Source organism: Streptomyces sp. NPDC006997, assembly GCF_040635175.1.
Taxonomy (GTDB): domain Bacteria; phylum Actinomycetota; class Actinomycetes; order Streptomycetales; family Streptomycetaceae; genus Streptomyces.
The window spans coordinates 49300-71384 of record NZ_JBEYHH010000003.1; the positions used below are offsets into that span (position 1 = coordinate 49300).

A 22085-nucleotide genomic window follows, 5' to 3' on the forward strand; every position below is an offset into this window, starting at 1 on the left:
CCACCGACGAAGAGACCCATGCCCGGACACTTCGAACCGCTTCCCGGCGGCGGCGCGGCCGTCGCGCTCGACGACGTCGAGATCTCCATCATCCGCTCGCTCGCCGTGCAGTTGCTGGAGCTCATCGGCCCGGGCCCCGCCGAGGACGCCTCCGCCGACCCGCTCGCCGAGCTGTTCGCCGAGGGGCCGAGCGAGCCGCCCTCCGACCCCGTGCTCCGGCGGCTCTTCCCGGACGCCTACGACGACCCCGAGGGCGCCCCGGGGTCGGCGGAGCGGACGGAGGAGCTGCGGTCGTACTCCTCGGAGTTCCGCCGCTACACCGAGAACGACCTCAGGGCGGGCAAGCGCGACAACGCCCTGGCGGTCATCCGCTCCCTGGACGGGCTGGCCGCCGCCGGGGAGGGCGGGGCGGTGCTCAAGCTCTCCGCCGACGACTCCCGGCAGTGGCTCGGCGCGCTGAACGACCTGCGCCTGGCGATCGGCTCCCGGCTCGACATCGCCGACGAGGAGGACACCGACCTCCTCTACCGGCTGCCGGACGAGGACCCGCGCAAGCCGATGGTGATGGCGTACCTGTGGCTCGGCGGTCTCCAGGAGACCCTGGTGAACACCCTCATGCCGTAGGTCCTGCGATCCAAGCCGTAGCCACGCCCTTACGTCCCGTTTGTACCAGGAAGTGTTCGCTCAGCGGACGCTCAAATCCGCATAACGATCGTGTCACCGCTCCTGGGGTTTTGTGCCCCGGGGGCGGTTTTGTGTGATCTGCGCCACGTAAGCGCGAGTTAACGACGTGGTAAGAATTCGCAACTCCTTTTCGGCTCCACCCCTCGCCGTCATGGAGGGCCGGTCACCACACCGGCGCGCACGACAGGAGCGAGTACCGGCCCGGGTCCGCGGGCCCGGACACACTCCACCGTCGCCGAACGGACAACGGCGTTCGCTTCACAGACCGCTCACACCGCCGCTGCTGTGCGTACACCCCGTCAGCACGTCCCCTGCGCCACCGAGGTAACTCGATGTCTCTCGATTCCGTCACCACGTCCATCGACGACGCCGTCAGCGACTTCTTCGAACCCGTCGCCGACCATGTCGCGGACGTCGTCTTCTACGCCGTCGACGTCAACGGCACCGACCTCCCGCTGATCGTCGCCTGGCTGGTGATCGCCGGTCTGGTCTTCACCACCTGGTTCGGCCTCCTGCAGTTCCGCAAGTTCAAGCTCGCCTTCGACACCGTGCGCGGCAAGTACGACGAGGAGGGCGCCGTCGGCGAGGTCAGCCACTTCCAGGCGCTCACCGCCGCCGTCTCCGGCACCGTCGGCCTCGGCAACATCGCCGGTGTCGCCGTCGCCGTCTCCATCGGCGGCGCCGGGGCCACCTTCTGGATGATCCTGTGCGGCCTGCTCGGCATGGCCACCAAGTTCGTCGAGGTCACGCTCGGTGTGAAGTACCGCGAGGAGCACGCCGACGGCACCGTCTCCGGCGGCCCGATGCACTACCTGCCCAAGGGCCTCGCCGAGCGGTTCGGCAAGAACGGCGCCCAGCTCGGCAAGGTGCTCGCCGTGCTCGCCTCGGTCATGATCCTGTTCTTCGGCCTCTTCGGCGGCAACCTGCTCCAGGCCAACCAGTCCTACGCGCAGCTCTCCTCCCAGTTCGGCGGCGAGGACGGCTTCCTGGCCTCCTCCGCCGGTGCCGTGCTGTTCGGCCTGGTCATCGCCGCGCTGGTCGGCCTGGTGCTGCTCGGCGGCATCCGCTCCATCGCCTCCGTCACCAGCCGCCTGGTCCCCGCCATGGCCGCCCTCTACGTCGTGGCCTGCCTGGTCGTCATCCTGACCAACGTCACCGCCGTGCCGGACGCCTTCCAGACCATCCTCTCCGGCGCCTTCGAGGCGGACGGTGTCGCGGGCGGTGTCATCGGTGCCCTGATCGTCGGTTTCCAGCGCGCCGCGTTCTCCAACGAGGCCGGTCTCGGCTCCGCGCCGATCGCGCACTCCGCGGTCAAGACCAAGCACCCCGCCTCCGAGGGCCTGGTCGCGCTGCTGGAGCCGTTCATCGACACGGTCCTCATCTGCACCATGACCGCGCTGACCATCGTCATCGCCAACCCGGCCAGCTGGGCCGAGGCCCGCGCGGGTGAGAGCATCGGCGGTGTCACCATCACCTCCGACGCCTTCGAGACCGTGCTGCCCTGGTTCCCGAACCTGCTGACCGTCGCGGTGCTGCTGTTCGCCTTCTCCACGATCCTGACCTGGGGCTACTACGGCCTCAAGGCGTGGTCGTACCTGTTCGGCAAGAGCAAGACCAGCGAGACCGTCTTCAAGGCCACCTGGAGCGTCTTCGTCATCGCCGGTTCGCTGCTCACCCTGGACTCGCTGATCAGCCTCGCCGACTCGGCGCTCTTCCTGCTGTCGGTGTTCAACATCATCGGCCTCTACCTGCTGGCCCCGGTCGTCAAGCGCGAGCTGAAGTCCTTCCTGGACTGGGTCCGCGACCGCAAGGCCGGCGCGGTCAGCGCCGACCGCGGCGACGAGGACCTGGAGTCCGCCAAGACCGTCTGATCCCGGGCACCCTGTCCGGCATACGGGCCGCCCCGTACCACTCTTCGGTACGGGGCGGCCCTCCTGCTTATCCTGGCCACCATGCTGACCATCACCCAGGACCTGCACGACAGGATCGTCGCCCACGCCCGCGAGGACCACCCCGACGAGGCGTGCGGCGTGGTCGCCGGACCGGTGGGCGAGGGCCGCCCCGAGCGCTTCGTCCCGATGCTGAACGCCGCCCGCTCGCCGACGTTCTACGAGTTCGACTCCCAGGACCTGCTCAGGCTCTACCGCGAGCTGGACGACCGCGACGAGGAGCCGGTGGTCATCTACCACTCCCACACCGCGACCGAGGCGTACCCCTCCCGCACGGACATCTCCTACGCCAACGAGCCCGGCGCGCACTACGTCCTCGTCTCCACCGCCGACACCGACGGCCTCGGCGACTTCCAGTTCCGCTCGTTCCGGATCGTGGAGGGAGAGGTCACGGAGGAGGAAGTGAAGATCGTGGACGCTTACTGACGGCGGGATGCCCGCGATGCGGGCAGAAACCATCCACGATGCGAGATCACATTCCAGAACCCGGACCGGGAATCGATACGATGAGCCCATGGTTCTCTTCGACGTGAGCGACAAGACGCCGGGCACCCCGCTGCTCGTGGCGCGGCTGCACGTCGATCTGTGCAGGCTCGCCAGCGCCATCTGTTGAAACTGCGCTTCCGCCGTACGGCCGTGTGCCGCGGCGCGCGCCGGTGTGTGCGTGCGCCCCCCACCAGACCCCCTTCCTTCGACAGGAGCCCTTTGACATGGCCATCGAGGTCCGCATCCCGACCATCCTCCGCCCGTACACCGACGGCCAGAAGGCGGTGGAGGGGTCCGGAAACACCCTCGCCGACCTGTTCACCGACCTGGAGTCCCGGCACACGGGCATCCACGCCCGCCTCGTGGACGCCGGGGAGCTGCGCCGCTTCGTCAACGTCTACCTGAACGACGAGGACGTCCGCTTCCTCGACGGCATCAACACCAAGCTCGCCGACGGCGACAACGTCACGATCCTGCCGGCGGTGGCCGGCGGCATGGTCTGATCCCGGATGCGCTACGACTCCCCGCTGGCCGCGGTCGGCAACACCCCCCTGGTGCGCCTGCCGCGGCTGTCGCCGTCCGCCGACGTCCGGATCTGGGCCAAGCTGGAGGACCGCAACCCCACCGGCTCGGTCAAGGACCGCCCCGCCCTGCACATGATCGAACAGGCGGAGAAGGACGGCCGCCTGACCGAGGGCTGCACCATCCTCGAACCGACGAGCGGCAACACCGGCATCTCGCTCGCCATGGCGGCCCGGCTCAAGGGCTACCGCATCGTGTGCGTGATGCCGGAGAACACCTCGCAGGAGCGCCGTGACCTGCTCGCCATGTGGGGCGCCGAGATCATCTCCTCCCCGGCGGCGGGCGGCTCCAACACCGCCGTCCGCATGGCCAAGGAGCTGTCCGCCGAGCACCCCGACTGGGTGATGCTCTACCAGTACGGCAACCCCGACAACGCGGGCGCCCACTACGCCGGCACGGGCCCCGAGATCCTCGCGGACCTGCCCTCCATCACCCACTTCGTCGCGGGCCTCGGCACCACCGGCACCCTGATGGGCGTCGGCCGCTACCTGCGCGAGCACAAGCCGGACGTGAAGGTCGTCGCCGCCGAACCGCGCTACGACGACCTGGTGTACGGCCTGCGCAACCTCGACGAGGGCTTCGTCCCCGAGCTGTACGACGCCTCCGTCCTCACCACCCGCTTCTCGGTCGGCTCCGCCGACGCGGTCACCCGCACCCGGGAGCTCCTCCAGCAGGAGGGCATCTTCGCGGGCGTCTCCACGGGTGCCGCGCTGCACGCCGCGATCGGCGTGGGCAGGAAGGCGCTGAAGGCGGGCGAGAGCGCCGACATCGTCTTCGTCGTGGCCGACGGCGGCTGGAAGTACCTCTCCACCGGCGTCTACACGGCGGCCACCACGGAGGAGGCCATCGAGACGCTCCAGGGCCAGCTCTGGGCGTAGCGCCGCCTGACGGGGTCACGAGGCGAGGTGACGGACCTGGTCCCACAGGACCGGGTCCACGACCCCCGCCCGGCGCCGGAAGTCACCCACCGGCACCCTCCGCAGCTCGTCCGTCTCCAGGAAGCTCGGCCGCCCCCGGGCGTCCCCGACGGTGCCCGGCGGCAGCGGGATCACCCCGGCCCGGTCGTCGTGGTACCGGCTGGTGATCTTGGCGACGGTGGCGTGCCGCCCGCGCACGCTCAGCACCAGACAGGGCCGGTCCTTGGCCCGCCCGTCTCCCACCCCCGCCCTACCTGACGCGCTGTGCGCGGCCCCTTCTGACTCCGGCCCGTCCTCGTAGGGCACGTTCGCCCACCAGATCTCCGCGGGCCGCGGCCCGGGTCCCGCCGCCGTGGGCCGGACCCGCTCCCGCCGGGCCGTCCGCGGCGCGTGCCCCCGCCCCCACCCGTCGACGAGCGTGGCGACCAGCGCGAGCAGCACCACCGCCGCGAGCGCCAGCCACCAGGACGTGTCCATACCGCAGACGGTACCGGCGTACGACTCTCCCCGCGCGCCCCTTGCTCCGTCCCATGCGCCCCGCGTCCAGCCGAACCGGTGACACCACAGGTGAGTTCGCCCACAACAGCCCTTGGCGGAGGAGCGACCGGACGTTTCGCGCCTTACGCTCGACGGACCGCACGACCCCCGTTTCTCTCCATCCGCCAGCGGAGGTTTCTGCTTCATGAAGCTCACCGTCGTCGGCTGCTCGGGGTCGTTCCCGTCCGCGGAATCGGCCTGTTCGAGCTACCTCGTCGAGGCCGACGGCTTCCGGCTGCTTCTCGACATGGGCAACGGTGCCCTGGGCGAGTTGCAGCGCCACTGCGGTCTCTACGACCTCGACGCGATCTTCCTGAGCCATCTGCACGCCGACCACTGCATCGACATGTGCGCCTACTTCGTGGCGCGTTACTACCGGCACGACGGCGGACGCTGCGCTCCGATCCCGGTCTACGGCCCCGAGGGCACGGAGCACCGCCTGACCACGGCCTACGCCGACACCCCCACCGCCTCGTCGATGAGCGAGGTCTTCGACTTCCACACGGTCAAGCCCTCCACCTTCGACATCGGCCCCTTCACCGTGCACACCGAGCGCGTCGCCCACCCCGTCGAGGCGTACGGCATCCGGGTCGAGCACGCTGGCAGGTCCCTGACGTACTCCGGCGACACGGGCGTCACCCCGGCCCTGGACGACCTGGCCCGGGACACCGACCTGTTCCTCTGCGAGGCCGCCTTCACCCACGGCAAGGAGGACATCCCCGACCTCCACCTCAACGGCCGTGAGGCGGGCGAGACGGCGACCCGCGCGGGCGCCCGCCGCCTGCTCCTCACCCACATCCCCCCGTGGACGGACCCCCGGATCAACCTGACCGACGCCCGCGCGGTGTACGACGGTCCGGTGGAGCTGGCGGTGGCGGGGACGTCGTACGAGATCTGACACGCGAAGGCCCCGGTACCTGGTCGGTACCGGGGCCTTCGACTGCCATGCCGTACGGCTGAGGCTCACGCCTTGGTGAGGTCCTCGACCTCCTCCTCGGGCTCGCGGCCCGGGGTGGGGAGGTTGAACTTGACGATGGCGAAGCGGAAGACCGCGTAGTAGAGCGCCGCGAAGACCAGACCGATCGGGATGATCAGCCATGGCTTGGTCGCGAGGTTCCAGTTGAGCCCGTAGTCGATGGCACCCGCGGAGAAGGTGAAGCCCGCGTGGACCCCGAGCGCCCAGGTGATCGCCATGGACAGGGCGGTGAGCACCGCGTGGATCACGTACAGCAGCGGGGCGATGAACATGAACGAGAACTCGATCGGCTCGGTCACACCGGTCACGAAGGAGGTCAGCGCCAGCGAGATCATCATGCCCATCACGGCCTTGCGGCGCTCCGGGCGGGCGGCGTGCGCGATGGCGATGGCGGCGGCCGGGAGGCCGAACATCATGATCGGGAAGAAGCCCGACATGAACTGACCGGCGTCCGGGTCACCGGCGAAGAAGCGGTTCAGGTCACCGTGCACGACCTCGCCCGCGGCGTTGGTGAAGTCACCGATCTGGAACCAGGAGACGGTGTTGACGAACTGGTGCATACCGATCGGGATCAGCGCGCGGTTGATCAGACCGAACAGACCGGCGCCCGCGGCGCCCAGACCGGTGATCCACTCGCCGATGTCCGAGATGCCCTCACCGATCGGTTCCCAGACCAGGCCGAAGAAGACGCCCATGGCGGTGCCCACGAAGGCCATGATGATCGGCACCAGTCGGCGGCCGTTGAAGAAGCCCAGCCAGTCCACCAGCTTCTTGCGGTGGTAGCGCTGCCACAGGACCGCCGAGAGCAGACCCATGACGATGCCGCCGAGGACACCGGGGTTGTTGTAGGTCGCGGCTATGTCCGCGCCCTTCTGGACCTGTGCCTCGGTGACCGGGAACGCCTTCAGTACGTTGCTGTAGACCAGGAAACCGACCAAGGCGGCCAGCGCTGTGGAGCCGTCGGCCTTCTTGGCGAAGCCGATGGCCACGCCGATGCAGAACAGCATCGGCAGGTTGTCGAAGATCGCGCCGCCCGCCGTGGCGAACACCGCGGTGACCTTGTCGGGGAGGTTCAGCTTGTCCTGGACGTCGGCCTGGCCGAGGCGCAACAGGATGCCCGCCGCCGGGAGGACGGCGATGGGGAGCTGCAGGCTGCGGCCGACCTTCTGCAGGCCCTGGAAAAGACCGGATCCCCGCTTCTTTGCGGGGGCCGCCGAATCGGTGGCGGTGCTCATACTTCCTCCATCGGGTGGTGGTCTACACCACTCAGTGGTGTAGACCTGTTCTAGCACGATGAAGGAGAGATAAGGAACCCGTGATTCCCGTACGTTATGTGTGACGTGCGTGATGCCCGCGGGGCCCTAGACGCCGCCTGATGTCATGGTGTGTCAGACCTTCGTGACGTCCTCCACCTCCTCCTCCGGCTCCTTGCCCGGCGTCTTCAGATCGAACCGGGTGATCGCGAACCGGAAGACCGCGTAGTAGAGGACGGCGAAGCACAGCCCGATCGGGATGATCGCCCACGGTCTCGTCGCCAGGTTCCAGTTGATGACGTAGTCGATGAGCCCGGCGGAGAAGCTGAACCCGTCATGCACCCCGAGCCCCCACGTCACCGCCATCGACACCCCGGTCAGCAGCGCGTGCACCGCGTACAGCAGCGGGGCGACGAACAGGAACGAGTACTCGATCGGCTCGGTGATGCCGGTGACGAACGACGTCAGCGCCACCGACAGCATCAGACCGCCGACCTCCTTGCGGCGGTGCGGCTTGGCGCAGTGCGTGATGGCGAGCGCCGCGGCGGGCAGCGCGAACATCATGATCGGGAAGAACCCCGAGGTGAACTGCCCCGCGTCCGGGTCCCCGGCGAGGAACATGTTGATGTCGCCGTGCACCACGTCGCCGTCCGGCGTGGTGTACGTGCCGAACTGGAACCAGATGGGCACGTTGAGGAACTGGTGCAGCCCGATCACCAGCAGTGCCCGGTTGGCGACGCCGAAGACACCCGCGCCCCAGGCGCCCAGGTCGCTCATCCAGTCGCTGAAGTTCTCCAGCGCGTCACCGATCGGCGGCCAGATCCACAGACAGAGCGCCGCGAACGCGATGGCCACGAACGCCATGATGATGGGCACGAGCCGGCGGCCGTTGAAGAAGCCGAGCCAGTCCACCAGCTTGGTGCGGTGGAAGCGGGCCCAGAAGTAGGCCGCCAGCAGCCCCATCACGATCCCGCCGAAGACGCCGGGGTTCTGGTACGTGAACGCCGACACCGTGCCGTCCGCCGCCTGGCACCCCGCGTCCACCACCTCCGCGCCCACCGCGCAGTCCTCCGGGAACTGCCGCAGCACGTTGAAGTAGACGAGGAACCCCGCCACCGCCGCCAGCGCCGTCGAGCCGTCGGCCTTCTTCGCCATGCCGATCGCGACGCCGACGCAGAACAGCAGCGGCAGCCCCAGCGAACTGTCCAGCAGCGCACCGCCCGCGCCCGCCATCACCTTGGAGACGTCGGTCCAGCCCAGCCCGTCGTCGCCGAACACGTCGGGCTGCCCCAGCCGGTTGAGGATGCCCGCGGCGGGCAGCACGGCGATGGGCAGCTGGAGCGAGCGGCCCATCTTCTGGAGGCCCTGGAAGACGCTGTTCCAGCGGGCCCGGGCGGGACTGGGAGCGGCGGCGTCGGCACTCATGGGCGGGGGGCGTCCTTCCGGGCGGTTTGGCGACCGTCTGTGAGGTGGTGTAGACCAGTCGTGGACGAGGATGTCGCCGTGACGTCATCCTGCGGTCCCCACGGCCCGAACGCTCGCGAAGCTGGGCCAACTGTGGGTTACTGCGGTTACCGCGACCAACGGCGCGGTTCGGATCAGGGAGAAGGACATGGCCAGCAAGGCTGAGAAGATCGTTGCCGGGCTCGGCGGCATCGACAACATCGAAGAGGTCGAGGGCTGCATCACGCGGCTGCGCGTCGAGGTGGGCAACGCCGCGCTGGTCGACGACGCCGCGCTGAAGGCCGCCGGCGCCCACGGCGTCGTCAAGATGGGCACCGCCATCCAGGTCGTCATCGGCACCGACGCCGACCCGATCGCGGCGGACATCGAGGACCTGATGTGACCGACCCGGTCACCCGGTGAAGGGGCCCCTCCCGTCGCGTCCGCCGCGGGAGGGGCCCCTTCCGCATGCGGCTAGGCTCACCCCATGTCACGAATCGACGGCCGCACCCCCGAACAACTCCGCCCGGTCACCATCGAACGCGGCTGGAGCAAGCACGCCGAGGGCTCCGTCCTCGTCTCCTTCGGCGACACCAAGGTGCTGTGCACCGCCTCCGTCACCGAGGGCGTCCCGCGCTGGCGCAAGGGCAGCGGCGAGGGCTGGGTCACCGCCGAGTACGCGATGCTGCCCCGCTCCACCAACACCCGCGGCGACCGCGAGTCCGTCAAGGGCCGCATCGGCGGCCGCACCCACGAGATCAGCCGCCTCATCGGGCGTTCGCTGCGCGCCGTCATCGACTACAAGGCGCTCGGCGAGAACACCATCGTCCTCGACTGCGACGTCCTCCAGGCCGACGGCGGCACCCGCACCGCCGCCATCACCGGCTCCTACGTCGCCCTCGCCGACGCCGTCTCCTGGGCCCGGGGCAAGAAGATCATCAAGCCCGGACGGCAGCCCCTGACCGGCACCGTCAGCGCCATCTCGGTCGGCATCGTCGGCGGCGTCCCGCTCCTCGACCTCTGCTACGAGGAGGACGTCAAGGCGGAGACCGACATGAACGTCGTCTGCACCGGCGACGGCCGCTTCGTCGAGGTCCAGGGCACCGCCGAGGCCGAGCCCTTCGCCCGCTCCGAACTCGACGCCCTGCTGGACCTCGCGGTCGCCGGGTGCACGGACCTGGCGGCGGCGCAGCGGGCCGCCCTTGGTACCGTCCCGGAAAAGTAAAGGGCGTACCAAGGAAGGTGGTTGGCGCGGGCAACCGCGCCGCACGCCGTCGCGTCCGTAGAGATACGGGCGCACGGCTCATCCCTGTGCGCCCGGCCAGGAGTTCAGGACCCGCCGGGTCCGTACGAGGGAGGACCGTTCCATGGCCGTGAGCCGTCGTCGGCGCAGCCGCACCGTCATCGCCGCCACCGTGGCCGCCGCCGCGCTCACGGTGGGGCTGACCACCGGCTGCGACGCCGTCAACAAGGCGCTGGACTGCGTCGAGACGGCCGACGCCGTGGCCGACGCGGTCACCGACCTCCAGCAGGCGGTGGACAACGCGGCCGAGGACCCCGGGCAGACCCGGCAGGCCGTCGACGCGGTCGGGGACAGCCTGGACCGGATAGACAGCGAGACCGGCGACGCGGACCTGGACAAGGCCACGCAGGACATGCGGGAGGCGCTGGTCGAGGTCACCGACGCGGTGGAGAACGGGGACACCACACCGAACATCAGCGGCGTGACGGACGCGGCGGGTGAACTGACGAAGGTCTGCACCCCGTGAGGCGGCGGTAGCGCCCCGGCACGGACGCGGGTCCGGGCCCCGGGATACTGGGGCCCATGACCCGCCTCATCCTCGCCACCCGTAACGCCGGAAAGATCACCGAGCTGAGGGCCATCCTCGCCGACGCCGGACTGCCCCACGACCTCGTCGGCGCGGACGCCTACCCCGAGATCCCCGACGTCAAGGAGACCGGCGTCACCTTCGCCGAGAACGCGCTGCTCAAGGCGCACGCCCTCGCCCAGGCCACCGGACTGCCCGCCGTCGCCGACGACTCCGGGCTCTGCGTGGACGTCCTGAACGGCGCCCCCGGCATCTTCTCCGCCCGCTGGGCGGGCCGCCACGGCGACGACGAGGCCAACCTGAACCTGCTGCTGGCCCAGCTCTCCGACATCGCGGAGGAGCACCGCGGCGCCCACTTCGCCTGCGCCGCCGCCCTCGCCCTGCCGGACGGGACCGAGCGGGTGGTCGAGGGCCAACTGCGGGGCACCCTGCGCCACGAGCCCACCGGCACGGGCGGCTTCGGCTACGACCCGGTCCTCCAGCCGGACGGGGAGACGCGGACGTGCGCGGAGCTCACTCCCGCGGAGAAGAACGCGATCAGCCACCGCGGCAAGGCGTTCCGCGCACTGGTGCCGGTGGTACGGGAGCTGTTGGGCTGAGGCTCAGAGGGGAACGACCTGCGGATCGAGTCCTTGGTCCGCAGGTCGTTCATGTGCGGCGGAAGGGATTCGAACCCTCAAGCCCTATCAGGGCCACAGGACCTAAACCTGCTGTGTCAACCGTTGCACCACCGCCGCTCGCTGCCTGCCATCGTACCGGGAGACGCTTGCTGTCTCTTCCCTCCTCTGCACCAGGTACTCGTGATGGCATGACAGTTCGGGCACAGCAACCGCAGGTTCTCCCGCCGGTCGTCGTTCCAGTTCCCGTCGATGTGATCGACCTCCAGCGTCATCGGTCGACCGAGCCATACCGGACCGGTGCCGCACCTGGCGCACTGTTCGGGTACGCCGATCTCGCGGAGTGCCCTACGGAGCTGCGGAGTACCTGTCCGGCGCTTGCCGTCGTGCCGGATCAGGATGTCTTCCGGCCGCTTCACGGGGTTCGTGCTCGGCTTCCCGCGCCGATGTGCCTGGCCCAGTAAGTGAGCGGTGCGGAGGTTCTCCTCAGCGATCCACTCATGCACCATCGCGCGCTGGCTGCCGTTGTCGGGGCGGCCGAGGCGGTCCAACACCTCGGCGATGGAGACCGACTGCGCGACTGCCGCGCTCAGCTCCTCGCTGGGGGGTCTTGTGCGACGCCTGGTAAGCCTTCCGCGATGGTGGAAGTGTGAGACATCGATGCCGAACCGCTCAAAGCGCCGGTACAGGTATCGCCGGAGGTTCTCGTATGGCCGGGTGCCGAAGAAGGCGATGACCTCGTCGATATCGGAGCACTGAGCGGCGGCTTCGGCCATGCGCTCCCGGGTGTATCGAACCGTGCCGCTCATCGGGCGCCAGCCTGCGGGCGCCTCAGACCACGGCCGCGGTAGGTATCCGTTGTGGAGTGGCAGTTGGGGCACAGCAACCGCAGGTTCTGGATCCGGTTGTTCCGCCAGTTACCGTCGATGTGGTCGACCTCAAGCGGCAGTGGTTCTCCCAGCCAGACTGCCCGGATGCCGCACAGGGCACACTGTTCCTCGACGCCGAGTTCGAGTATCGCCCTCTTGAGCCGGTTGCTTGGTGTGCGCCGTGCGTGCGCCGACGGGTTCTCCTTGAGGATCTCTCCCGGGCTGCGACGGCGCCGGTTGTCCCGCATGTTCGCGGTGCGGACTGTGGTGGTGAAGTGCGAGGTGTCGATGCCGTAAGCCTGGATTCGGCGGCTGATGTGCGTGTGCTGACCACCTACGACTTCCACCCCGAGGCTGCGCAACACCTCGCACATGTTCGTCGAGGCCGAAACCGCGGCTTGGAGGATCTCCCTCGTCCACTTGACCCCCTCGCGCTCGAAGTGCGAGACGTCCACCCCGAGTCTCTTCATCCGCTCCCAGACGTACCGCCGTCGGGAACCCCCCGGCTCCACCCCCAGCCGCGCCAACGCCTCCGACAACGTCCGAGCTTCCCGCGCCGCCTCTTCCAGCCGCTCCCTGGTGTACGCGCTCGTCTTCACCGTGCCTCCAGTTCCCCCCACTCCGCCTCGGTCACGTGTTCGTAACCCGCAAGGATCAACGAACGGGGCGCGGGGCGGTCACGCGCGGGAAGTGGAGTGGCCCGGACCGGGTGGTGTGCCGGTCGCGGGCCGCCTCCGGCGAGCTGGGGAAGGCGGCTCAGATCCCCAGATCCTTGATGATCTTGGCGACGTGGCCGGTGGCCTTGACGTTGTAGAGGGCGCGTTCGACCTTGCCCTCCTCGTCGACGACCACCGTGGAGCGGATCACGCCGACGACCGTCTTGCCGTACAGCTTCTTCTCGCCGTAGGCGCCGTACGCCTCCAGGACCTTCTTCTCCGGGTCGCCGACGAGGGTGACCTTCAGGGACTCCTTGTCGCGGAACTTGGCCAGCTTCTCGGGCTTGTCCGGGGAGACGCCGATCACGTCGTACCCGGCGCTCGCCAGGACGTCGAGGTTGTCCGTGAAGTCGCACGCCTGCTTGGTGCATCCGGGCGTCAGGGCGGCCGGGTAGAAGTAGACGATGACCTTGCGGCCCTTGTGGTCGGCCAGGGACACCTCGGTGCCGTCGGCGTCGGGGAGGGTGAAGGCGGGGGCCACGTCCCCCGGCTGGAGTCGCTCGCTCATCGGGCCAGCCTAACCGGGGGTGCTGACAACGCGGGCGGCGCCGGAACTGACAGACTGTCCGCAGCACAACGGCAGACACAGCTGACTTCGGAGGCGGCACGGTGGCGGACACGTCGGACACCAGAACCCCGGCCCAGATCGAGGCGGACATCAGGCGCCGCCGCGCGGTACTGGCCGAGACGCTCGACGAGATCGGGGTGCGGGTGCATCCGAAGACCCTCGTCGGCGATGCGAAGGCGAAGGTGGCCTCCGACATCGACCGCACCCTCGGCCGGGCCTACGTCCAGGTCAACCGGGTCGTCAGCGAGGTGCGCGCGCAGTTCGTCGACGAGGACGGCGCCCCCCGCATGGAGCGGGTGCTGCCCGTCGCGCTGGTCGCCGTGGGCGTCGTCGGACTGTTCGTCGTCGGCGGCTCCCGGCGTCGCAAGCGCTGACCCCGACCGGTACGAACGCGGCTCGGGCAGGTAGGTTCGAAGGCGTGAGCGCCAAGAGAAACGACTCCAGCACCCCCCAGCACGACAAGCTGCCCATCCGGATGCTGCACGACCGTGTACTCGTGCGGCAGGACACCAGCGAGGGCGAGCGGCGTTCCGGCGGCGGCATCCTGATCCCCGCCACGGCCGCCGTCGGCCGCCGGCTGGCCTGGGCGGAGGTCGTCGCCGTGGGGCAGAACGTGCGCACCGTGGAGCCCGGCGACCGGGTGCTGTACGACCCCGAGGACCGCGCGGAGGTCGAGGTGCGGGGGGTGCCGTACGTGCTGATGCGCGAGCGGGACCTGCACGCCGTGGCCGCCGACCGCTTCGAGGGGTCGGAGGACTCCACGGGGCTGTACCTGTAGGAGCGGTACGCGAGGTGGTGTGGGTGAGGGCCGGTGACCGAGGTCACCGGCCCTCCCGCCTGTCCCGTTGCTACCGTGGGAGCCAGCCCGACGAGACGCGCCGTACCGGGTCCAAGGCAAAGACGACGCACCTTTCCGTCGCCGTCCTCGTCTCGGAGGTGCCCGTCATGGCCTGGGTCCTGCTCGTCGTCGCCGGTCTGCTCGAAGTCGGGTGGTCGGTCGGGATGAAGTACACCCACGGGTTCACCCGTCTCGTCCCCAGCCTGTTCACCGGTGCCGGGATCGTCGTCAGCATGGTGCTGCTGTCGTACGCGGCCAAGTCCCTGCCGATCGGCACCGCCTACGGCGTGTGGGTCGGCATCGGGGCCGCCGGGTCGGCGGTGCTCGGGATGGCGGTGCTGGGGGAGCCCGCCACCGCCGCCCGGATCTTCTTCGTCTGTCTGCTGCTCGTGGCCGTCGTGGGGCTCAAGGCCACCTCCGGGCACTGAGCCGCGGCATCCGCGTTCAGCCCGTCGAGCCCCGCGTCAGACCGGCGTCCGGGAAGCCGTCCGGGAAGCCGACGGTAGCGGTGGCGGTGGGTGACGGGGCGGTGGACACGGTGGGCGGCGGGGCGGTCGTCGACGTACCGCCGCCTCCCGTACCGCCGTCGGCCGTCGCGCTCGCGGTGGCCGGGGGGCGGCTGCCGCGCGTCGTCGGGGCGTCGCTGGTCGGCGGGGCGCTGGACGGCGGCGGCGAGCCGCTGGGCGACGGGTCGGTGGGGAGGTCGACGTCCCACTCGTCCGACGCCGTCTGGAGCTGGAGGCTGAAGTCGGTCACCGGGCTGCCCTTCAGGGCGTCCCGGGTGAACTGGGCCCAGATCTCCGCGGGTGCCCCGCCGCCGTTCATCCGGGGCAGCCCCATGACGTCGTAGAGCGACTTCTGGTGGGCGTTGACCGGGTCCTGGCCGAGTACGGCGACGACGGTGGCCAGGTCGGGGGTGTAGCCCGCGAACCAGGCCGCCCGGTCCTCCTCCGCGGTGCCGGTCTTGCCCGCGGCGGGGCGGCCCGCGGCCTGGGCGGCGGACGCGGTGCCGTTCTCGACGGTGCTGCGGAGCATCGAGGTGGTGGTGTCGGCGGCCTCCCGGCTGATCACCTGCCGGGTCTCCCGCGCGGGCAGCGCGATCTCCTCGGTGCCGTCCTTCGTCACCTTCTTGATCATCGTGTACGTGCCGTGCTCCCCGTGGTTGGCGAGCGTCGCGTACGCCCGCGCCATGTCGAGGACGCTCGCGGTGGCCGTGCCCAGCGCGACGGACGGGCCCTCGTGCAGCTCCGGGGTGTCCTCGGGCAGACCCAGGTCGATCGCGGTCTGCCGGACCCGGGCGGGGCCGACGTCGACGGCCAGCTGCGCGTACACCGAGTTCACCGACCGGTCCGTGGCCTCCCGCACGGTGATCTCGCCGTAGTCGACCCCGTCCTCGTTCTCGGGCGCGTACGGCTCACCGCTCCAGCCCTGCACGGGGCGCTCGCTGGTGCCGTCGTAGCGCGTGGTCGGGGTGATGACGCGGCCGTCCTGGGTGCTGGCGGCGTTCTGCACGGCCGAGGCGAACACGAACGGCTTGAACGTGGAACCGACCTGGTAGTCCCTGCGGGTGGCGCCGTTGGTGTACTGCTTCACGTAGTCGATGCCGCCGTACAGGGCGACGACGTGCCCGGTCTTCGGGTCGATGGCGGCGCCGCCCGCGCGGACGTAGCCGTCCACCTCGCGGACCTCCGGGTCGAGGCGGGACATGAGCTGGTCCTGGACGGCCCGTACGAAGGCGTCCTGCCGGGGCTTCTGGATCGTGGTCGTGACGCGGTAGCCGCCGTGCTCCAGTTCCTCCGCGCTGACGACGCCGCGCGCGGCCAGGTCCTGCTTGACGGCCTCCACGAGGTAGCCGCGCTGCCCGGACAGGCCGGTGGAGAGGGTGGCCTCCTTCGGCATCGGGAACCGCAGGCCCGCCCGCTCGGCCGCGCCCAGCCAGCCCTCCTTCACCATGCCGTCCAGGACGTAGTTCCAGCGGGCCTCGGCGGCCGGCTGGTTCTCCGGGTGGGCCACGACGTCGTACTCGCTGGGGGCGTTCAGGAGCGCGGCGAGGTAGGCGGCGCGGGCCGGGTCGAGGTCGGCGGCGTCGCGGTCGTAGTACGCCTGGGCGGCGGCCTGGATGCCGTAGGCGTTGCGGCCGAAGTAGCTGGTGTTGAGGTAGCCCTCCAGGATCTCGTCCTTGGACGCGGTGCGGTCCAGCTTGATCGCGATGAAGAACTCCTTCGCCTTGCGGGTCAGGGTCTGCTCCTGCGCGAGGTAGTAGTTCTTGACGTACTGCTGGGTGATCGTCGAGCCGGACTGCCTGCCCTTGCCGGTGGCCGTGTTCCACGCGCCCCGCGCCATCGCCCCCGGGTCGACGGCGGACTCCGTGTAGAAGTCGCGGTCCTCGGCGGCCAGGACGGCGTGCTGGGCGTCCTTGGAGACCCGGGCCAGGCCCACGTTCTCCCGGTTGACCTCGCCGTCCCGGGCCAGCTCGGAGCCGTCGGCGTACAGGTAGACGTTGCTCTGCTTGACGGCGAGGGCGTTCGCGGGCGGGATCTCCACGAGGGTGTAGCCGACGACGAGCGCGCCGGTCAGCAGCATCACGCCGATGACGAAGGTGCCGAGCACCGTGCGCCAGGTGGGGACGAGGCGCCGCCAGCCGGTGCGTCTGGGGCGCGGGGGCCGCGCTGTTCCCTCGGTCTGCGGCTGCTGCGGCTCGTCGTTCATGGCGGGTGGGGGCTCCTGGTGGTGTGTGGGTGCGCGGTGTGCGGGCGGGTGTGTGGTGCGGGGTCGTTTTGTGAAGACTCTCGCACCGGGCGTTCCGTTGCGCCGCACGGCACGCTTCCGCCGGGAAAACGCGTGGCGGGCGGGTGGGGGAGCGCAGTAGGCTCCTGCGCTTCGGTGTCTGGGGTGAGGGGGCGGTTCCGTGGGTGCGTGGCGGTTGTACCTCGCCGTCACGGTGAGCGGGTTCCGGCGGTACGCGACCTACCGGGTGGCCACGGCCGCGGGGGTGTTCACCAACACCGTCTTCGGGCTGATCCTCGCGTACACCTATCTCGCCCTGTGGGAGGAGCGGCCGCGGCTCGGCGGCTACGACCAGGCGCAGGCCGTGACCTACGTGTGGCTGGGGCAGGCGCTGTTCGCGACGCTGGCCATCCAGGGCGGCGGGTTCGAGAACGAGTTCGCGGAGCGGGTCCGCACGGGGGAGATCGCGATCGACCTGTACCGGCCCGCCGACCTGCAGCTGTGGTGGCTCGCGGCCGACTTGGGGCGCGCGGTGTTCCAGCTGCTCGGGCGGGGCGTGCTGCCCTTCGCGTTCGGGGCGCTGGTCTTCCCGGTGGCGCTGCCCGCCGACCCGGTGGTGTGGCTGGCGTGTCTGGTCGCGGTCGTCCTGGGGATGGTCGTGAGCTTCGCGATCCGGTACCTGGTGGCGCTGAGCACGTTCTGGCTGCTGGACGGGACCGGTGTCCTCCAGATGATGATGATCACCGGGTTGTTCTGCTCGGGCATGGTGCTGCCGCTGAACGCCTTTCCCGGCGCCCTGGGGGACGCCGTACGGGCGCTGCCGTGGGCGGCGCTGCTCCAGACGCCCGCCGACGTGCTGCTGGGGCGGGCGGCTCCGCTGCGGGTGTTCGCCTTCCAGGCCGGGTGGGCGGTGGTGCTGCTGGCGGTGGGCCGGGTGGTGCAGTCGGCGGCGGCGCGGCGGGTGGTGGTGCAGGGTGGGTGAGCGCCTGGTGTCGGGGCTGCGGGCCTACGGACTGATCGCCGGGATGTGGGTGCGGGCGGGCCTGGCCTACCGGGCGTCCTTCGTCATGACGCTGGTGGGGAACCTGCTGATCACCGGGCTCGACTTCGTCGCGATCCTGCTGATGTTCTCGCAGGTCGACTCCCTCGGCGGCTACTCCCTTCCCGAGGTCGCCCTGCTCTACGGCCTGTCCGCCACCTCCTTCGGCCTCGCCGACCTCGCGTTCGGCTCCGTCGGCCGGATCGGCGGGCGGGTGCGGGACGGCACCCTCGACACGCTGCTCGTGCGGCCCGCGCCGGTGCTCGCGCAGGTCGCCGCCGACCGGTTCGCGGTGCGCCGGGTCGGGCGGGTGACGCAGGGGGCGCTGGTGCTGGGGTACGCGCTCGCCGTGGTCGACGTCGACTGGACGGGGGTGAAGGTGCTGCTGGTGCCGGTGATGGTCGTCAGCGGTGCGGCGATCTTCTGCGCGCTGCTGGTGGCCGGGGCCGCGTTCCAGTTCGTGGCGCAGGACGCGGCGGAGGTGCAGAGCGCGTTCACCTACGGCGGTACGACGATGCTCCAGTACCCGCCGACCGTGTTCGGCCGGGACATGCTGCGCTCGGTGACGTTCGTGCTGCCGCTGGCCTTCGTCAACTGGCTGCCCGCGGCGTACGTGCTGGGGCGGTCGTATCCGCTGGGGGTGCCGGAGTGGGTGGGGTTCCTGCCGCCGGTGGTGGCGGCGGGGTGCTGTGCGCTGGCGGGGGTGGCGTGGCGGGTGGGGTTGCGGTCGTACCGGAGTACGGGGAGCTGAGGCGGGGCTGTGGACGGAGCTGTGGGCGGGGCCGTGGAGGGGGCTGTGGACGGAGCTGTGGGCGGGGCCGTGGACGGGCACTTCATCGAGCTGGAGCGGGTGGAGAAGGTCTTCGAGGTACGGAAGAGGACCGGGTTCCTGCGACGGGAGCGGCGGCAGGTGCGGGCGGTCGACTCGCTGTCGTTCACGGTGGCGCGCGGCGAGATGGTCGGCTACATCGGGCCCAACGGCGCCGGGAAGTCGACGACGATCAAGATGCTGACGGGGATCCTGACGCCGAGCGGCGGGCGGCTGCGGGTCGCGGGCATCGACCCGTCCCGGGAGCGGACGCGGCTCGCGCGCCGGATCGGGGTGGTGTTCGGGCAGCGTACGACGCTCTGGTGGGACCTGCCGCTGATCGACTCGTACCGGCTGATGCACCGGATGTACCGCATCCCTGACGGCCGTTACCGGGAGAACCTGGACCGGCTGGTCGAACTGCTGGACCTGGGCGGGCTGCTGGACGTGCCGGTGCGGCAGCTGTCGCTGGGGCAGCGGATGCGGGGGGACGTCGCGGCGGCGCTGCTGCACGATCCCGAGGTGCTGTACCTCGACGAGCCGACGATCGGCCTCGACGTGGTGTCGAAGGCGAAGGTGCGGTCGTTCCTGCGGGACGTGAACGCCGAGCGGGGGACGACGGTGCTGCTGACCACGCACGACCTCCAGGACATCGAGCAGCTGTGCTCCCGGGTGATGGTCATCGACCACGGGAGCCTGATGTACGACGGTCCGCTGGCCGGGCTGCACGAGGCGGGGGAGAGCGAGCGGACGCTCGTGGTCGACCTGGAGCGGGAGCTGCCGCCGATCGACGCCCCGGCGCCCGCGCGGGTGGTGCGGGTGGAGGGGCCGCGGCAGTGGCTGGCGTTCCCGGCGTCGGAGTCGGCGGCGGCGCTGGTGGCGCGGGTCGCGGCGGAGTACCCGTTGGTCGACCTGTCCGTGCGGGAGCCCGACATCGAGGCGGTCATCGCGCGGATGTACGAGGAGCGGGCTCCGGCGTAGTCGGGGGCGGGGTGCAGTCCGTAGGCTGAGCCCCATGACCGACGATGCCCCGGAGCTGCGTGCCTCCGACGCCGATCGCGAACGAGTCGCCGAGGTCCTGCGGGACGCTCTCGCGGAGGGCCGCCTCGACATGGCGGAGTTCGAGGAGCGGCTGGACGCGACCTACCAGGCGCGGACGTACGGGGAGTTGGCGCCGATCACCAAGGACCTGCCGGTGGCCGGGGGCGGCGGCGACCTGGCGGTGTCCCTGTCGAAGGAGCCCGCGGAGCCCGGGAGCTGGGCGGGGCGGATCGTCGGCGGCGAGGGGTCGTCGCGGTGGGGTGTCGCGGTGATGTCCGGCTTCCAGCGCAAGGGGCGGTGGACCGTGCCCCGGCGGTTCAACTCCTTCGCGTTCTGGGGCGGCGGCGAGATCGACCTGCGCGAGGCGAACTTCGCGGACCGCGAGGTCGTCGTCAACTGCGTGGCGATCATGGGCGGGATGAACGTCGTCGTGCCGCCGGGCGTCGAGGTGGAGGTGCGGGGGTTCGGGTTCATGGGCGGCTTCGACCACCGTGAGGACGGCGCGCCCGCCGCGCCCGGAGCGCCCCGGGTCGTCGTCACCGGCTTCGCCTTCTGGGGCGGCGTGGGGGTCGAGCGGAAGGCCACCCGCGCGGAGCGCCGCCGCCTGAAGGAGGAACGCCGCGCGGCCCGCAAGGAGATCGGCGACGCCCACCAGCGCATGGTGGAGGGCCACCGCGACCTGGCCCACGGCCCGCACGAGAAGCGCCGCGAACGCCACGATGACTGACCGCCGCACGGGTCGGCACCGCCGTCACAGCACCGCCGGTGCCGCCCCCAGCAGGTCCGTCAGCTCGAACACGGCCGCCATCCGCGCGTACCCCCGGTCGCCGGGGTGCAGATGGTCCCCGGAGTCGTACATCCCCCGGAACCGCCGCGGGTCGTAGGGGTCCCGCAGCGCCTCGTCGAAGTCGGTGTACGCGTCGAACACCCGCCCCGCGCGGATCTCCGCGTTGACCCGCTGCCGTACGGCCTCCCGCTCGGCCGTGTAGCCGCGGTGCCCGCCGAAGGGCATCAGCGTCGCCCCGACGGCCTTGATGCCCCGCGCGTGCGCCTGCCGCACCAGCGTCCGCAGCCCGGCGAGGATCTCCGCGGGGTCCTCGTCGACGTCCGTGGGCAGCGGGTTGCGCAGGATGTCGTTGACGCCGAGGTCGATGAGGACGACCCGCACCCCGGTCCGCGCCAGCACGTCCCGTGCGAAGCGGTTCAGTCCGCTCGGGTTGTCCGCGGGCCGCCCCAGCCCGTCGGCGAGGACGCGGTTGCCGCTGATGCCCTGGTTGACGACGCCGTACCGGGGCACGTCCGCGCCGTCCTCCGCGGCGGCCCGCAGCCGGTCGGAGAGGAGGTCCGGCCAGCGGCGGTTCGCGCCGACGGTGGAGGCCACCCCGTCGGTGAGGGAGTCGCCGAACGCGACGACCGTGCCGTCCGCCTCCCCGCTCAGCACGTCCAGCGCGGTCAGGTACCGCCACGCCTCCACCCGCTCGGTGTACGGCGCCCCGCTCAGGTCGTCGGCATGGGCCCCGTGCGCGGCGTACGACATCTGCCGTGCCGTCGGGTGCCAGGTGACCGGCCCCGCTCCGGTCGGCGCGTACGTCGTGACGAGCACGTCGGCGTCGTGCGGGACCCGTAGCCGTACGGCGTCACTGGTCACCTGCCGTCCGGCCGGGACGACGACGCTCGTGGCGCCCTCGAAGGTCAGCCGCCGCATGGTGCCCGGCTCGGCGGCGGGCGCGCGGCCGGCGGCGGCCAGGGCGAGGGTCGCGTGGGTGAGGGTCAGGGGCCGTCGGCCGTAGAGATTGGACAGCGTGACACGGGCACTCGTGCCTCCGACGCTGGTGTGCACGACGTTGCGCAGGGACAGCCCCGCCAGGCCCGTCGTCTCGGTGCCGGGCTCGGCGGCGGACGGGGAGGTGGACCACGAACCCACCCAGGTGCCGGTGGACGCGGGCGCCGCGGAGTTGTGCGGGCCGGGGCCGCCGGCGAGCGTACGCCGGTCGGTGCCGTCGTCGAAGGACGCTCCGGCGTATATGGCGGCGGACAGGGCCACGATCAGTGCGACGATCGCGGCGAGCACGGCGCTGTGCCTGGTGGGGGCCGCCCCCACAGCCCCAGCGCGACGCCTGGTCATGCGGTTCGGGTCTCCTCGGACTGTACGGAGCCCGGACGCGCGGTCCGGGACCCGAAGTGACCGCTCCATGATGGGGCATGG

General features: G+C 70.8%; 26 protein-coding genes, 1 tRNA gene and 1 riboswitch. Of the genes, 18 read left to right on the plus strand and 9 right to left on the minus strand.

Going from position 1 to position 22085, the window contains the following annotated elements; genetic code table 11:
* Positions 1-18 precede the first annotated feature (18 nt).
* The 6 genes from ABZ659_RS03365 (at position 19) to ABZ659_RS03390 (ending at position 4579) form a co-directional block, all read left to right on the plus strand.
* On the plus strand, positions 19-624 hold the full coding sequence (locus tag ABZ659_RS03365) for a DUF2017 domain-containing protein (protein WP_360212913.1): 606 nt from the start codon (positions 19-21) through the stop codon (positions 622-624).
* Between the two features lie 392 nt (positions 625-1016).
* Positions 1017-2555: an alanine/glycine:cation symporter family protein gene (locus ABZ659_RS03370; RefSeq protein ID WP_360212915.1), complete on the plus strand. Its 1539-nt coding sequence runs from the start codon at positions 1017-1019 to the stop codon at positions 2553-2555.
* Between the two features lie 81 nt (positions 2556-2636).
* Positions 2637-3059, plus strand: coding sequence for a M67 family metallopeptidase (locus ABZ659_RS03375; protein ID WP_360212917.1), 423 nt, complete (start codon positions 2637-2639; stop codon positions 3057-3059).
* Positions 3060-3147: 88 nt separating this feature from the next.
* The gene (locus ABZ659_RS03380; protein ID WP_360212919.1) at positions 3148-3246 is read left to right on the plus strand and encodes a putative leader peptide; all 99 of its coding nucleotides are present in this window, start codon (positions 3148-3150) and stop codon (positions 3244-3246) included.
* Positions 3247-3343: 97 nt separating this feature from the next.
* Positions 3344-3622, plus strand: a complete 279-nt coding sequence (locus ABZ659_RS03385) for a MoaD/ThiS family protein (RefSeq protein WP_360212921.1) — start codon at positions 3344-3346, stop codon at positions 3620-3622.
* Between the two features lie 6 nt (positions 3623-3628).
* Complete coding sequence (locus ABZ659_RS03390) at positions 3629-4579, plus strand: cysteine synthase (protein ID WP_360212923.1); 951 nt, start codon at positions 3629-3631, stop codon at positions 4577-4579.
* Positions 4580-4594: 15 nt separating this feature from the next.
* On the opposite strand, the gene ABZ659_RS03395 is transcribed toward ABZ659_RS03390, so the two are convergent.
* On the minus strand, positions 4595-5095 hold the full coding sequence (locus ABZ659_RS03395; RefSeq protein WP_360212925.1) for a type II toxin-antitoxin system PemK/MazF family toxin: 501 nt from the start codon (positions 5093-5095) through the stop codon (positions 4595-4597).
* A 205-nt stretch (positions 5096-5300) separates the two neighbouring features.
* On the opposite strand from ABZ659_RS03395, the gene ABZ659_RS03400 reads away from it, so the two are divergent.
* Positions 5301-6053: an MBL fold metallo-hydrolase gene (locus ABZ659_RS03400; RefSeq protein WP_360212927.1), complete on the plus strand. Its 753-nt coding sequence runs from the start codon at positions 5301-5303 to the stop codon at positions 6051-6053.
* A 65-nt stretch (positions 6054-6118) separates the two neighbouring features.
* Here ABZ659_RS03400 and ABZ659_RS03405 read toward each other — a convergent pair whose 3' ends face one another.
* Both ABZ659_RS03405 and ABZ659_RS03410 read right to left on the minus strand, forming a co-directional pair.
* Complete coding sequence (locus ABZ659_RS03405; protein ID WP_360212929.1) at positions 6119-7366, minus strand: PTS transporter subunit EIIC; 1248 nt, start codon at positions 7364-7366, stop codon at positions 6119-6121.
* Positions 7367-7519: 153 nt separating this feature from the next.
* The gene (locus ABZ659_RS03410) at positions 7520-8809 is read right to left on the minus strand and encodes a PTS transporter subunit EIIC (protein WP_360212931.1); all 1290 of its coding nucleotides are present in this window, start codon (positions 8807-8809) and stop codon (positions 7520-7522) included.
* A gap of 172 nt (positions 8810-8981) precedes the next feature.
* On the opposite strand from ABZ659_RS03410, the gene ABZ659_RS03415 reads away from it, so the two are divergent.
* The 4 genes from ABZ659_RS03415 (at position 8982) to rdgB (ending at position 11255) form a co-directional block, all read left to right on the plus strand.
* Positions 8982-9230, plus strand: a complete 249-nt coding sequence (locus ABZ659_RS03415; protein ID WP_360213372.1) for a PTS glucose/sucrose transporter subunit IIB — start codon at positions 8982-8984, stop codon at positions 9228-9230.
* 84 nt (positions 9231-9314) lie between these two features.
* Positions 9315-10052 (plus strand): ribonuclease PH, encoded by a 738-nt coding sequence (gene rph, locus ABZ659_RS03420; RefSeq protein WP_360212933.1) that lies wholly within the window; start codon positions 9315-9317, stop codon positions 10050-10052.
* Between the two features lie 142 nt (positions 10053-10194).
* The gene (locus ABZ659_RS03425) at positions 10195-10596 is read left to right on the plus strand and encodes a hypothetical protein (RefSeq protein WP_360212935.1); all 402 of its coding nucleotides are present in this window, start codon (positions 10195-10197) and stop codon (positions 10594-10596) included.
* A gap of 56 nt (positions 10597-10652) precedes the next feature.
* Entirely contained in the window at positions 10653-11255 is a 603-nt protein-coding gene (rdgB, locus tag ABZ659_RS03430; RefSeq protein WP_360212937.1) for an RdgB/HAM1 family non-canonical purine NTP pyrophosphatase, read from the plus strand.
* 54 nt (positions 11256-11309) lie between these two features.
* On the opposite strand, the gene ABZ659_RS03435 is transcribed toward rdgB, so the two are convergent.
* From ABZ659_RS03435 to bcp, 4 genes are all read right to left on the minus strand, one after another.
* Positions 11310-11393: transfer RNA gene (locus ABZ659_RS03435), tRNA-Leu, on the minus strand.
* The gene (locus tag ABZ659_RS03440; protein WP_360212939.1) at positions 11372-12082 is read right to left on the minus strand and encodes an HNH endonuclease; all 711 of its coding nucleotides are present in this window, start codon (positions 12080-12082) and stop codon (positions 11372-11374) included. The genes ABZ659_RS03435 and ABZ659_RS03440 overlap by 22 nt, the downstream gene beginning before the upstream one ends.
* A complete protein-coding gene (locus ABZ659_RS03445; RefSeq protein ID WP_360212941.1) occupies positions 12079-12741 on the minus strand; it encodes an HNH endonuclease signature motif containing protein in 663 nt (220 codons plus the stop codon). Before ABZ659_RS03445 ends, ABZ659_RS03440 begins: the two co-directional genes overlap by 4 nt.
* Before the next feature lie 157 nt (positions 12742-12898).
* Positions 12899-13366: a thioredoxin-dependent thiol peroxidase gene (gene bcp, locus ABZ659_RS03450; protein ID WP_360212943.1), complete on the minus strand. Its 468-nt coding sequence runs from the start codon at positions 13364-13366 to the stop codon at positions 12899-12901.
* Between the two features lie 101 nt (positions 13367-13467).
* Here bcp and ABZ659_RS03455 point away from each other — a divergent pair, with 101 nt between their 5' ends.
* From ABZ659_RS03455 to sugE, 3 genes are all read left to right on the plus strand, one after another.
* Positions 13468-13800 carry a DUF3618 domain-containing protein gene (locus tag ABZ659_RS03455; protein WP_360212945.1) on the plus strand — a complete coding sequence of 111 codons (333 nt, stop codon included), beginning with the start codon at positions 13468-13470 and terminating at the stop codon, positions 13798-13800.
* Positions 13801-13844: 44 nt separating this feature from the next.
* A complete protein-coding gene (locus ABZ659_RS03460) occupies positions 13845-14204 on the plus strand; it encodes a co-chaperone GroES (protein ID WP_360212947.1) in 360 nt (119 codons plus the stop codon).
* Positions 14205-14268: 64 nt separating this feature from the next.
* Positions 14269-14336, plus strand: a riboswitch (guanidine-III (ykkC-III) riboswitch).
* 35 nt (positions 14337-14371) lie between these two features.
* Positions 14372-14692 (plus strand): quaternary ammonium compound efflux SMR transporter SugE, encoded by a 321-nt coding sequence (sugE, locus tag ABZ659_RS03465; protein WP_360212949.1) that lies wholly within the window; start codon positions 14372-14374, stop codon positions 14690-14692.
* Positions 14693-14708: 16 nt separating this feature from the next.
* Here the strand turns inward: sugE and ABZ659_RS03470 are convergent, their stop codons facing one another.
* The gene (locus ABZ659_RS03470) at positions 14709-16973 is read right to left on the minus strand and encodes a transglycosylase domain-containing protein (protein WP_360212951.1); all 2265 of its coding nucleotides are present in this window, start codon (positions 16971-16973) and stop codon (positions 14709-14711) included.
* A 199-nt stretch (positions 16974-17172) separates the two neighbouring features.
* Between ABZ659_RS03470 and ABZ659_RS03475 the strand changes: the two genes are divergently transcribed.
* From ABZ659_RS03475 to ABZ659_RS03490, 4 genes are read left to right on the plus strand one after another with little or no spacing between them, the layout of a single operon-like run.
* Positions 17173-17973: an ABC-2 family transporter protein gene (locus tag ABZ659_RS03475; RefSeq protein WP_360212953.1), complete on the plus strand. Its 801-nt coding sequence runs from the start codon at positions 17173-17175 to the stop codon at positions 17971-17973.
* Complete coding sequence (locus tag ABZ659_RS03480; protein ID WP_360212955.1) at positions 17966-18781, plus strand: ABC transporter permease; 816 nt, start codon at positions 17966-17968, stop codon at positions 18779-18781. The genes ABZ659_RS03475 and ABZ659_RS03480 overlap by 8 nt, the downstream gene beginning before the upstream one ends.
* A gap of 45 nt (positions 18782-18826) precedes the next feature.
* Positions 18827-19819, plus strand: a complete 993-nt coding sequence (locus ABZ659_RS03485; RefSeq protein WP_360212957.1) for an ATP-binding cassette domain-containing protein — start codon at positions 18827-18829, stop codon at positions 19817-19819.
* A gap of 34 nt (positions 19820-19853) precedes the next feature.
* On the plus strand, positions 19854-20606 hold the full coding sequence (locus ABZ659_RS03490) for a DUF1707 domain-containing protein (protein ID WP_360212959.1): 753 nt from the start codon (positions 19854-19856) through the stop codon (positions 20604-20606).
* 24 nt (positions 20607-20630) lie between these two features.
* Here the strand turns inward: ABZ659_RS03490 and ABZ659_RS03495 are convergent, their stop codons facing one another.
* Positions 20631-22004, minus strand: a complete 1374-nt coding sequence (locus tag ABZ659_RS03495; RefSeq protein ID WP_360212961.1) for an SGNH/GDSL hydrolase family protein — start codon at positions 22002-22004, stop codon at positions 20631-20633.
* Between the last annotated feature and the right edge of the window lie 81 nt (positions 22005-22085).